The 12,256-nt window shown below is 40.2% G+C and carries 12 protein-coding genes; 3 read left to right on the forward strand and 9 right to left on the reverse strand.

Annotated features, from left to right (window positions below; genetic code table 11):
• Positions 1 to 204: 204 nt before the first annotated feature.
• Positions 205 to 675, reverse strand: coding sequence for a multidrug/biocide efflux PACE transporter (locus tag ABWP91_RS04100; protein ID WP_353242158.1), 471 nt, complete (start codon positions 673 to 675; stop codon positions 205 to 207).
• Positions 676 to 784: 109 nt separating this feature from the next.
• Between ABWP91_RS04100 and ABWP91_RS04105 the strand changes: the two genes are divergently transcribed.
• Both ABWP91_RS04105 and ABWP91_RS04110 read left to right on the forward strand, forming a co-directional pair.
• Positions 785 to 1,645, forward strand: coding sequence for a LysR family transcriptional regulator (locus tag ABWP91_RS04105; RefSeq protein WP_353242159.1), 861 nt, complete (start codon positions 785 to 787; stop codon positions 1,643 to 1,645).
• Between the two features lie 183 nt (positions 1,646 to 1,828).
• Positions 1,829 to 2,308 carry a DUF4822 domain-containing protein gene (locus ABWP91_RS04110; protein ID WP_353242160.1) on the forward strand — a complete coding sequence of 160 codons (480 nt, stop codon included), beginning with the start codon at positions 1,829 to 1,831 and terminating at the stop codon, positions 2,306 to 2,308.
• A 55-nt stretch (positions 2,309 to 2,363) separates the two neighbouring features.
• On the opposite strand, the gene yegD is transcribed toward ABWP91_RS04110, so the two are convergent.
• On the reverse strand, positions 2,364 to 3,716 hold the full coding sequence (yegD, locus tag ABWP91_RS04115; RefSeq protein ID WP_353242161.1) for a molecular chaperone: 1,353 nt from the start codon (positions 3,714 to 3,716) through the stop codon (positions 2,364 to 2,366).
• A gap of 182 nt (positions 3,717 to 3,898) precedes the next feature.
• Here yegD and ABWP91_RS04120 point away from each other — a divergent pair, with 182 nt between their 5' ends.
• A complete protein-coding gene (locus tag ABWP91_RS04120) occupies positions 3,899 to 4,150 on the forward strand; it encodes a GDCCVxC domain-containing (seleno)protein (RefSeq protein ID WP_353242162.1) in 252 nt (83 codons plus the stop codon).
• 110 nt (positions 4,151 to 4,260) lie between these two features.
• Here the strand turns inward: ABWP91_RS04120 and ABWP91_RS04125 are convergent, their stop codons facing one another.
• The 7 genes from ABWP91_RS04125 to nrfA form a co-directional block, all read right to left on the reverse strand.
• Positions 4,261 to 4,659: a hypothetical protein gene (locus tag ABWP91_RS04125; RefSeq protein ID WP_353242163.1), complete on the reverse strand. Its 399-nt coding sequence runs from the start codon at positions 4,657 to 4,659 to the stop codon at positions 4,261 to 4,263.
• Positions 4,660 to 4,981: 322 nt separating this feature from the next.
• Positions 4,982 to 6,022 carry a heme lyase NrfEFG subunit NrfF gene (gene nrfF, locus ABWP91_RS04130; RefSeq protein WP_353242164.1) on the reverse strand — a complete coding sequence of 347 codons (1,041 nt, stop codon included), beginning with the start codon at positions 6,020 to 6,022 and terminating at the stop codon, positions 4,982 to 4,984.
• Positions 6,015 to 7,874: a heme lyase CcmF/NrfE family subunit gene (locus ABWP91_RS04135; RefSeq protein WP_353242165.1), complete on the reverse strand. Its 1,860-nt coding sequence runs from the start codon at positions 7,872 to 7,874 to the stop codon at positions 6,015 to 6,017. Before ABWP91_RS04135 ends, nrfF begins: the two co-directional genes overlap by 8 nt.
• Positions 7,875 to 7,898: 24 nt before the next feature.
• Complete coding sequence (gene nrfD, locus ABWP91_RS04140) at positions 7,899 to 8,855, reverse strand: cytochrome c nitrite reductase subunit NrfD (RefSeq protein ID WP_353242166.1); 957 nt, start codon at positions 8,853 to 8,855, stop codon at positions 7,899 to 7,901.
• Positions 8,852 to 9,523, reverse strand: coding sequence for a cytochrome c nitrite reductase Fe-S protein (gene nrfC, locus ABWP91_RS04145; protein WP_219246318.1), 672 nt, complete (start codon positions 9,521 to 9,523; stop codon positions 8,852 to 8,854). The genes nrfD and nrfC overlap by 4 nt, the downstream gene beginning before the upstream one ends.
• Entirely contained in the window at positions 9,520 to 10,089 is a 570-nt protein-coding gene (gene nrfB, locus ABWP91_RS04150; RefSeq protein WP_353242167.1) for a cytochrome c nitrite reductase pentaheme subunit, read from the reverse strand. Before nrfB ends, nrfC begins: the two co-directional genes overlap by 4 nt.
• A 47-nt stretch (positions 10,090 to 10,136) precedes the next feature.
• A complete protein-coding gene (gene nrfA / locus ABWP91_RS04155; protein WP_353242168.1) occupies positions 10,137 to 11,576 on the reverse strand; it encodes an ammonia-forming nitrite reductase cytochrome c552 subunit in 1,440 nt (479 codons plus the stop codon).
• Positions 11,577 to 12,256: the final 680 nt, after the last annotated feature.

The following is a 12,256-nucleotide window of genomic DNA, read 5'->3' on the forward strand; positions in this document are numbered from 1 at the left end:
CGAATATGTTGATATTCGGTGTTTCAGACTGCTGGCAAACCGATTAGGTTTGGTTGCAGGTTGGAAAGGTTTTGAAAATAGACGAGAAAAATCAATTTATTGATTTTCGGCTGATAACACAAAGCAGGAAAAACCACGTTTTTATCCTGCTTTGTCAACAACTTCACACACCGAATATGTTGATATTCGGTGTTTCAGAGGGAATTAGGTGCGCTCTGTTATTGGCTTAATGGCCTTAGCTTGCATGTCTTTGCGTTCAAACCAGCGGACGCGTAAAACATCGTATACCAGATTAAACGCATAAGTATAAAATAAGAAAAAGGCAAAAAAGCCAACCTCTAAAATAAAGGCATCCCATAACGTCATGTTTAATAACAGAGCTAGCATTGGAACACCTAAGATAACAAAACTTAATTCAAAGCCAACAGCATGGGCAATACGCACTTTTGCAGGTCTTGGGCCTTTTGATAAAGGCCAAAAACGGTCAAATAGCATGTTATAAAATAGGTTTAATAACATAGCAAGTGTGGAAAGTACGATGGCCACTGTTCCCATTTGGAAAATTGAGCGTCCTAAAATCCATGCACTGACCGGTGCAGTTATTGCAATCGCAATGACTTCGAATGAAACTGCGTGAAAAATTCGTTCAGTTAATGTTTTTGTATGCTTGCTCATAACAACCTCAAACTTATAGCAAAATAATGTATTGGTAAAAAACAGGTGCAATTATTGGTGATTTTTACTATATATACAAAATGGCAGCCATCGATAAAACCGATACCTTATGAATTATTCCATTGAAACATTGCGTACCTTTGTAGAAGCAGCATCATTAAAATCATTTTCTGCGGCAGCAAGAAAACTCAATAAAAGCCAGTCGACGATTAGCAGTACAATTAGTGGTTTTGAGGATGATATGGGCTTTGCATTATTTGACCGTCAAGGGCGTGAATCTACGTTAACACTGGCAGGAAAAAAAGTGTTGAGCTTGGTCGAAGATATATTATCAGCCGATGAGCGTTTGCAAGCATTAAGAGTGGAGTTATCGCCCGATATTGAGCCACAATTAAGCTGTGCTTTTTCGGATATTTATCAGCCACCTCATTCTGAACATATTTTAACAACGTTAAACAGGCAATTCCCCCATATTGAGTTTGAATTTCTAATTGCGGAAAATAATGCAGTTATTGAGATGATCCAAAACCAGCAGGCCCATGTTGGAATGATGGAGTCGAGGACTGAATACCCTGCCGATATTTCTTTTTCACGCCTGCCTATTCAAGGTGAGCTCGGATTATATGTATTAAAAACACACCCTTTAGCGCTAGAAAAACAGGTGACTTATCAACATTTAACCATGACTCGCCAATTACGCTTGAGTAGCAGCAGCCAAATAATTATTAACAGCGAGAAAAATTGGCTAGCACCAAATTATTTATTGCTATTGGAAATGGCAGAGCAAGGCATTGGTTGGGCTATTTTACCCACATGGTTAGTTAAACAATTTGGTCATGATGTATTAGTCAGTCTTAATTATGATTTATGGCCACGAAAGATTGATGTTGACTTAGTTTGGTCTAAAAATAGTCCTCCAGGTAAAGCGGGTTACTGGTTAATTAATAAATTATTGGCTGGTGAAGTTTAAAATAGGCGTTATTTATTATTAATAACTCATATGGAAACTATAATTTTTAGATTAAAAATTCGAATGTTTCGTGTAACAAAATGTTTTCATGTAAATAAACGTAATACTATTTTGATAATAAGACTCATGTCGCTAACCTAAATAAAATGAGTTCTGTTGTTAGCGTTAATTGTGAGGAAGAAAATGAAAAAATTATTAGTACCTACATTATTTGCTGTTGTATCTACTATGTCATTTGGTATTCATGCCGCTACAACTCAAGCTGCGAGTCAAGCTCAGAGCGCGGAGCATAAATTAAATGCTTATGAAGAAATTATGGTCGGCAAAGTTTGGACAACCACGGAAGCGTTGGACCAAGATAAAAAAGCTGTCAGCGCTGATGATAAGCAAGTGGCTAATTTCTTTGGCTTAGCTGAGTATTACCCTGATGGTACATTTAATATGACGACTTTCGATGGCAAACCGAAAATGAAAGGGGATTGGTCATTTGATGAAAACGGAAAAACTCGTTCATTAACGGCGAAAAATGATAAAGGTGAAGTATTATTTACCCGTGTTGTTGAAAACGTGACAGTGACACCGGAAGAATATACTTACCGAATTTACCCTGAACAAGATAGCAAAGATAAGTACTTTGATATTGTTCATAAAGTAAAAAAATAGTTTCTAATTAATGCCGCCGAGTGCGGCATTAATTTTGCGCAATTTATCGCAATTTTTATTTAAAACAGGTTTCTGCCCAACGTGCTAACCCTGCTGTGACGGAGCCAAAATCATCACCTTTTACAATCGGAATATTCGGCAGTTCCTGAGTAATAGCTTGGTGTAATATCGGTGAACGAGCACTCCCTCCCGTAACAAAAACGGCATCCGGTTGTACGCCACCTTGAATTACAGCCTCTTTTACCAGTTCAATCATTTTACTTTTTGGTGATTCAATAGATTCAACCATCTGCTCTTGCTGAATATTCACTTCTAACACTTCATTTATTAAGGCTATTTGAGCTAAATACTCAGTGCTATCTGATAAGGCAATTTTGGCTTCTTCCGCTTTACGAACAAGGCTATAACCTAATGTTTGGTTATAAACTTCTAGCAATCGTGCAATTTTTTCAGGTTCTTTGGCATCTTGTTTTAAACGTGTAAGTGCCAATAAATTCGGTCTTGAATAAAATTCTTTTTGTGCTTCCACATTATTAATGGCTATGGGATTCCAAAATTGCAAAAACGGCATTTTTAGCCCAGAAAGTGATTGGCTCTCCATGCCAAAAAGCTGCATAAGTTGCTTTAAAGCAAGATATATATCGAGATCATTTCCGCCTACACGCTGGCCACTATGGGCTAACAATGATTGGGTTCTATCTTCAGAGCCGCGGTAGCTTGGCCCCATCTGAATTAATGAACAATCTGTTGTTCCGCCACCAATATCAACGACTAGGATTATCTGGTCATTATTTAGCGTTGACTCATATTCTAAACCCGCTGCAACGGGTTCAAATTGAAAGGCAATATTATGGAAGCCAGCCCGTTTTGCTGCGCGATATAAAATAGCTTCTGCTTGCTGGTTGGCCGTTTCACCCCCACGGCCATGGAAGTTAATAGGGCGTCCAATAACGGTATCTAAAATCGGATTTTGTGTGCTAATTTCAGCAGTGTCTTTTATATTGCGCATCATGGCGCAAACCAGGTCTTCAAAAAAGCTTATTTGTGTTTCATGTAAACCAGAAGCACCTAAAAATGACTTTGGCGATTTGACGTAATAGACATCGCGAGGATCTCGTAAATATAAATCCAACGCAGCTTGGCCAAATAGAATGTCTTCAGGGACTAAATCAATGCCTTCTTCTTGGTTAAACGCCATCGACCTTCTTAAAATTTGTTGCCCAATATCATTGGATGGTGAAATTTTGCAATGACGAAATAAATGTTCAGAGACGGATTCCCTCGTTGGTGCGCAAAGCGTCGATGGAATGTAAGCCTGTTTACCCTCTAAAGGTAATAGTTTAGGGACGCCATTTTCCATTATCGCGACAGCGCAGTTGGATGTTCCATAATCAAAGCCAATAAACATCTCGCCTCCAAAAATTAAGTGACCAAAGAAAAAAGGGGAAAGACTTTATATCAAGCAGCTTCGAATTACTATCAGAATAGTAATTTTTATCCTGTTCTGCATTTAGCTCAAGGAAATCAGGGTAAATTCACACTATCCTCATAAGATAAACAATAATGAGACTGGAATGTTACGGAGTGGGAATGAGCAACCAACAAATAGAATTAATGTCGACAATTACCTGCCCTGAATGTGGGAAGTCTGAAACGGAAGAAATGCCAACGGATGCATGCCAATGGTTTTATGAATGTAAACATTGTGGCGTTTTATTAAAACCATTAAAAGGGGATTGTTGTGTGTTTTGCTCTTATGGTTCAGTTAAGTGCCCACCGATTCAAGAAGCTGGAATCAATGGTTATCCTTCTTGTTGTTCAAACACAGGTGAATATCTATAAATGATATGCAGCTATTTATATTAAGGGTAAGCTCTATATTTGATATATATCTATTTCACACTGTATTTAAGTTAAATTTAAAATGAATAGAATTAAATATTTACGCTTTGTTAACTGTTGCAATATTTATTCCAAAGGATATTAAAGTCATCATTTGGAAATTCTTTTTCATCACTGTCAATAAGTGGAATAGAAACTACATTACGTCCGTCCTGATGTAGGTATGTTTTGACAATAAATCGCTTAAAACTGTAAGAGTTTTGAGTGGTGAAAATAAGGACTTCACCGCAAACATAACCAAGCATACCATGGTCTAAGGTTTCTCTTATCTCATGATATTTAACGTTTTTGTATTCCGCAGTTTTCGGGAAAGCTAAAAAATCCTCCACTGCTTTTTGTGATTTAGAGACAATATCTAAATCAGGGGTGTAGTTACTTGCAACACCACCAATAAAGGATACGCCTGCAATAAGTCCCACAACTAAAAATGAAAATATTTTATTTTTCATAGTGTTTATTTCTGTATGTAGTTATTTTAATTTTTCTAATGAACACGCAAACAGGAAAAATATACAAACCGTATATGTAATCTATATGGCTAAATTACCTACTGTTTTTTACGTGTAAATATTAAGAAATGCTGATTTTATTAAATCTAGCATAAATTTTTTTTAAGTAATAGAGGGATGAAATAATGACAATCAATAAGAAACGAAAAATTACATAATTAAATAGATTGTCATTCTTTTTAGGGAGAATATCACTTAGTGATAGATTAACATGCATTAATACCTAACGTTAGTATTATTAGGGTTTAGAATAAGAATATTATTATTTTTTATTCATAATATTTGCCATTTGAATAGCTTCAATAAGTTGTGCCCGATTAATCCGTGGGCTATTGCTATCGAGTAGAGTTTGCCAAATTCGAATGGCTTTATCGTAGTTTGCATTCATGAATGCATCAGATGCGAGTAACATCAGCGCAGTCACTTCATTATTATCAAGGCTAAGTGCTTTATTGATAACGGCTAAAGTATCATCTGTCAGGTGCTGGCCAGCTTGATAGTATAAAACAGTAGCAATAGCCGAATATAGTTGTGCATTTTCACCTGTATATTTTAAGGCTCTCTGGTAAGCAATTAACGAATTATCAAAGCTATTTTGGTATAAATAATACTCCCCAAGAATGGCCCAAAGTTCACCGTTTTCAGGGGATTGACGAATATCATTTTGTAGGCGTAATAGGTCACTTTGCTCTTGTTCTAATGGTGTAAAGGCGTTTATAGGATCAGAAATACGTTGGTATTCATTATAAGTTAATTGAAAACGGGGTAATAAAAAATAGCTTGCAGTGATCCCGACGAGCAATACGATGAGTAGAGTATTGAGCTTGCGACTCCATGTAGTAAAACTTGGATTTATTTCAGGCATCGCCAGTAATTGCTCTGATTGATTTGCTGATGATTGTGTTGATTCCAGCCTTCTTTGTGTGCGTAGGGCGCGCATTAGGTAGTAAGAAATCAGACAAAATGCAAAAAAAGGCAATATCCAAAGAATGGCGGTGGTGAAATTAATGGGTGGATTGTACAGGACAAAATCGCCGTAGCGGTCCGTCATGTACTGCACTATTTGGGTTTGGTTTTTTCCTTCAAACACCATTTTATACACTTGATGGCGCATACTGACAGCGGTAGGGGCGTTAGACTCTAATAGATTTTGATTTTGGCATTGAGGGCAGCGCAGTTGTGAGGCAATCTGCAAAGAATATTCTTGTTCCTCTGCAGAATTAAATTGCCAAGTATCGACAATTTGCGCATTTGCGACCATTGAAATCAATAATAAAAATAGGGCGCGTAAGAGATTAATCATGTTTTTTTCGCCCTCGAATCCAGCCAAATAACAGCCCTAGGCACATGAATATGCCACCGCCCCATATCCATTGAATACCATCTTGCACATAAAAGCGCATTGCATAATGTTGGTCACTGGTCTTTTCACCGAGCACGACATACCAGTTACGTAGCCATCCCCAGTTAATACCGGGTTCTATCATTAATTGCTGACGAGCCAGGTAAAAACGGCGTTCGGTCATTAAATTATGTTGAAATTGGTTTTCCTGAGTAATATGGATGATGGCTTTTTCAGTGGTGTAATTAGGCTGTGCTGCGAGTTGTAAATCGGCAAATTTAAATTGATAGCCTGCCAATGTGATGGTTTGCCCAACGGCTAGATTGACGCTAGTTTCTTGACGGCTACCGACTGATAAGGCAATACCCGCAGCAAAAATAACCACGCCAGTATGTGCTAATAAAGAAGGTAGTTGCTGGCGAATCGTTTGAATGGGTTTTAACCATAAAACCAATAAGACAGCCGTTAATAAACTACACGCCATAGCGATAATAACGCCTTGTGGTGCTAACATTAGGCCAAGGAGTAAACAGAAAAGTGCAATATAAAGAATATGATGTTTTTTCTGATTCGGATTAAATGCACTTAGTGTGATTACCAGTAACATCAGAATGCCAAATGGTAATAAAGTCTGGTTGAAATAAGGTGCGCCAACCGAAATTTTACCCCAGCTAAATAGTGTGTAAATCATCGGGTACAAGGTGCCCGTAAGTACAATAAATAACACAGCAACAAATAGGATTAATGTGAGTAATAAATAAACCTCACGCTGTGTTTTTTCTTGGTTTGCACTGTCAGCAATTTTGGCTTTCCATCCATAGATAAGTAAGCTGGTCAGGCTTAAAAAACTGAATAAGATAAAGAGCGGGACGGCTCTTACATTATCTAATGCGAAAGCATGTACAGACATTAAAATACCGGAACGAACAATCAGCGTTCCTAATAATGAAAGAATAAATGTAGCAATTGCCAGTAACATGGACCAATGGCGATAAAGGCCATTTTTACGGGATGCGGCTAAGCTATGAAGGAGTGCGGTAGCACTGAGCCACGGAAGTAAAGATGCATTTTCGACAGGATCCCAAAACCACCATCCACCCCAACCCAATTCACTATAAGCCCACCATGAACCAAGGATGATACCGAGAGTGAGTATACACCAACTTGGTACGAGGAAGCGCCAGCATACCCAAGCGGTTGTTGTATTAAAGGCATTAGATAGGAGTGAGCCAATGACTAAAGCACAAACTAAGATTAACCCGCTATAACCTAAATAAAGAAGTGGGGGGTGCAGAATTAAGCCCCAATGTTGCAGCATTGGGTTGAGATCACGCCCTTCAATTGCAGGAGGGAAAATACGCGCGAAAGGGTCGGAGTACAACACGATAAACAGCAATAAAGCCGCATTAACAATGGCGAGTAGGGTGAGCGTTAATGAGAATAATGGGTGCTTTTGCTGGCGGTAGCGCCACGCAAATAAGGTACTCCAAGCGGAGATAAACAGTAACCAGAGGAATAACGACCCTTCATGGCCACCCCAAACGGCGGCAATTTTAATGGATAACGGAGAGAGTCGGTGGCTATGTTGAGCAACATAGACCACCGAAAAATCACTGCTAATAAAACTGACGGTTAAACAAATATATGCACTGAGTAATAGGATAAACTGCAAAGATGTCCAAAGCACGTTCTGAGGCATTTGCCTCGGAACGTGTCTGAAGTGACCAATAAACCCAAATAGTGCTTGGAAACTGGCTAGACCCAGCGCCAGCACTAGGCAGATGAAACCCACTTCTGGGAGTATTAGTTCCAATTATCACCTTTACGTTTAAATAAATTATGCAACCGTTAATTGCCCTGCATATAACACAAAGAAACGCAGGCAAAATACGCCGAGTAAACTTGCAGCACTGACCAGCAAAATTCTTGCTGCTCCGTGGCTTTTATCCACCCATTTTTTTAAGCCTAATGGGATAATAAAGCCGAAGCCAACAACGCCAATCCAGAACCACCACGTCCAGAATCCACCGCCTAATGCAGCAACTAATGAACGAATTTTACCGTCATCACCTAAGGCTAAGCCGACAAAAAATGCCGCCAATAGGAATATCTCTAACCAAATCACAAACCCTTCTACGCGGTGCAAAAAGGCCGATTCAGCGTTATGAATATTTTTGCGATAGCGTAACGCTAATGCAATTAATGACACGGCAATTCCTGACGATATTCCAGAGAATAGGAATAAAGCGGGTAATAATGGATTGTTTAAGAACGGATAAGATTTTAGGGCTGATAGCAAGAACCCGGTATAAGCGCCCAGCAATACCGCTAAAACCAGCATGATGATATCGAGAAAGCGCATTACTCGGGTGAGCATCGCTAAAACACGAGGGATGATGCTAAGTTTCGGCAGCCATTTTTGTTGCAAGCCAATCAGTTCGGTTTCATAGATTTTAGCCAGCCAAACCACTAAGACCGCCATATACACTTGGAATAGCATTACCCCCATAGACATGACGGAGGTTGGGCTGTAATGAAACATCAATTTCCAAAACGTCCATGGACGTGTTAAATGGAGAATCAAAATCAATAAGCCCAGCACAATGGTGGTTGGCGCTAAAATCAGGGTCGTGCGCATTAAGGTGCTGTCACTGCCAGCGGCGTTAGGGTAGTACTGGCGCAATAACACGGCTAATACAACCAAGCCCGCAGAAATACCGATTAAAAATAGGTAAACCGCGATAGGCCAGTCCCAAACCAGTGATTCAAAATGGAAAGCAGAAGCGGTTGTCATTGGCTAACCTCCCCATATTTGAATGGAACTCGGTACATTTTGGGGTGAGTACCAAGTGCAATTTTGAATCGATAAGTGGGTTTTTCTTTTAACATCAAAGAAATATCACTCTTCGGATCGTCCAAATTACCAAATGTGAGTGCTTTGGTTGGGCAAGATTCAACACAAGCAGGTTGCTTGCCATTTTTCAGATTGGTTTTTCGACAAAAATCGCATTTATCCGCTGTTTTATTGACAGGGTGAATAAACCGCACACGGTAAGGGCATGCAGCGATACAGTATTGGCAGCCCACACACAAATCAGGGTTTACATCCACAATCCCCGTGGTTTTATCGATAAAAGAAGCGCCTGTTGGGCAGACATCGACACAAGGTGCACTTTCGCAGTGTTGGCATGAATGGCGAAAGAACCGGTATTTGACGTCTGGAAACTGGCCGATGGGTTCACTGCGAATAATGGTTAACCGTGAAACGCCCTCTGGGACTTGGTTAACCTCGCGGCACGCATCCATGCATGCCGTACAGCCGATACACAAATTTTCATCGTGGATCATGCCGTAGCGAACGCCGTCTATTTTCATGGTGTTAGCTAGAGTGTGGCCAGCTATCCCTCCTACCGCCGCCAGTGCTCCTGAATAAATAATGAATTGACGACGAGAACAACTCATGGCTGCTCCTTACGCAATTTCACCGCTGCTGGGTTGAAAGCAGGGTTGTCGCGCTGCTCAGAGTGGCAATCAACACAAATTTTCACTTTGCCTTTATCAGTCAGAACCTTCATCGTATCTTGTTTTGGATGGAGATCATGGCAACTGGCACAGGCCACTTTTGTCACGTGGACATCATGTGGCCAGAATGCTTTTTGCAGTTGCTCTGGTAAGTGGCAAGATAAACAGACACTATTTTGTTGTTCCACGTTGTACATCGGGTTATTGAAGCGCATAACATCTTTTACGCCTTCGCGGTGATCAGGCCCTGGGTTACCGTGGCAGTTGGTACAAGTCACGGGTAAGTTATTGTTTGGGTTAACCACTTCTGAGTGCGTGCCGTGCATGCCTTCTTTGTCGGGTTTGTGACAATCCAAGCATGCACCATCAGCGCTGCGCTGCTGTGTGACAACCCAACGGCCATCAGCATTTTCCTCAGCAATTTGAGGTGTAGCGGAGGCGGCAGCTGCCCATAATAAGCCTGTTGCCAGCACCCCAGCAGTGAATAACGAACGTAGTACGCTCATAATTACTCCATTGGTTGTATTGCCCCTTATCATCGGGGCAAATGCGGTTATTTGGCTAATAGGTCATTTTTACGAGCTTGTTCATCCCACTGTGGCACAACAGTTTTTAAGAACTCTTGTTTCTCAGCATTGATTTTTTGCATGTCTAAACCAATGGCTTTTTGTGCTTTTTCTTTGGTGGAAATATCTGGGATAGCAATTTCGTGAGTGATCCCTTTCGAACCGAGCAGGCGAGCAAGTTTAGTCCGTGCATCCGCGGCTTTATCCATTGCGCCACCTAACATGCGCAAACCTTCATCGGGGGCATGCATGTGGATACCATGAGACGCAATCGCTAAGTCCCAGCGCCATTGTGCATGACGAATGTCGGTTAGGATTGGCTTCATTTCATCTTCAGTTGCACCTGCATCCCAAGCGGCTTTCGCCTCAAAGTGAGCACGAACTAACTGATCTTCCACTTTGATTTTCATTTCTTGGATAGCATGTTTACGCTCTGCGACAACATCTTGCAGCTGTTGTTTGCTTTGAGTGTGGCAGTTGCTACAGGTTTGCTCGAAATTATCGAACGGGTTACCAATTTTATGGCTGGTATACAGTTCGCCTTTTTCGTTTTGCAGTTTCGGCATGTGGCAATCAATACAGGTCACATTATTTTTGCCGTGAATACCCGCGCTCCATGTTTCATATTCAGGGTGTTGTGCTTTTAACAGCGGCGCTTTAGATAGTGAGTTTGTCCAATCAGAGAAACCAATGTTGTCGTAGTACACTTCCATCTCTTCGACTTTGGTTCCGTTATCCCACGGGAATTTAACGGCTTTTTTGTCGCCAGAGAAATAGTACTCTACGTGGCATTGACCACAGACCATGGATTGCTGATCGAAACGGCTGGCTTGGTCAAATGGTTTGCCAATGGTTTCCATTGCGCGTTCAGCATAAGGGCGTGTTAGGGTTAGCTCAGGTTTTCCTTTCGCAAAATCTGGGGAGTCAGTTTTGTGGCAGTCACCGCAACCGAGAACATTAACGACTTCTGGGCCACCTTTTGCCCATTTACCTTCAAAATAGCCATCCTCACCATGTTCTTGGATAAGCCTTGCAACATCGGGGCTTTTACAGCTCCAGCAAGCCATCGGTAGAGGGCCATCTTGTGCATCTTTTGGTGCGCCTGTACGCAATGTTTCGCGCACATCAATGATGGCATACGCATGACCCCGTGGTTTGTTATAGTCACGGGAGAATGGGTATCCTGCCCAAAGAATCACTAAACGCGGGTCTTCTGCGAGGGCATCTTCGCGGTTAGCTTGTTCAGAGGTTGCTCGCCAAGAGTGGTATTGGTCTGGGTGAGCGGCTTCGAAAGTTTCATTTCGTGTATTTATTGTGGAGGTGCCATCCTTAGTCGGAGTAGGGGTTTGTGCATGAACAGAGGTAAAGAGAAATATTCCTGCAACTAGACTCAGTATGCACAGTACATTATTTCTTATGTTTGCCATAAAAAGGGCCTCGAGTAATGTGAGCCAACCATCCCTTCATGTTTCGAGCGATTATTTTAGGGGGTAATCCTGCCCGAACGATTTTGGGTATTTTTTTGTTATATAGGTTTGATAGCAAGCAGATGGATGCTATCAAGACATTGCCAACGTATATGTGTAACAAAAAACCACACAAAAAATATTGTTTTTGATCAAAAGATAATTTGGATTAAAGAAATAGAATGCAGATAATTAATAAATACGGAGTATTAAAGAAACTGCTATAGTTATTATTGACTAGTTTTAAACTGATCATTTAGGGTAATCATTTAGTAATGATTCTTATTTTTACCAACGTGATTTGTTTTATTTAGTTAATTGATTTTTAAGGATAATATTATTTGGTGTAATCCTTTTTTTATTTTTCAAAGTAAAATAAGAAATAAATCGTGCGTAATATCAAAAAACTTGCAATTATTTTTTTCTAAAATGACATAATATCTACCACTTTAGTGGTATTTTTTGGTGTTAATTTAAACTTAGAACATTAAAACTCGCGTCTAAATTAAATATCTATATTGAATGATTGTTAATAAATAATTAAAAAACTGTCGATATTCCCTGTTTTTAGTCATTTTGATGTTCAAATGTTATCAAAAATTCGGATGCGGTGATTTTCAGTTGTCAGTGGTGTTATTACT

Origin of the sequence: Providencia sp. (genome assembly GCF_040396775.1) — a bacterium.
Classification (GTDB): Bacteria; Pseudomonadota; Gammaproteobacteria; order Enterobacterales; family Enterobacteriaceae; genus Providencia.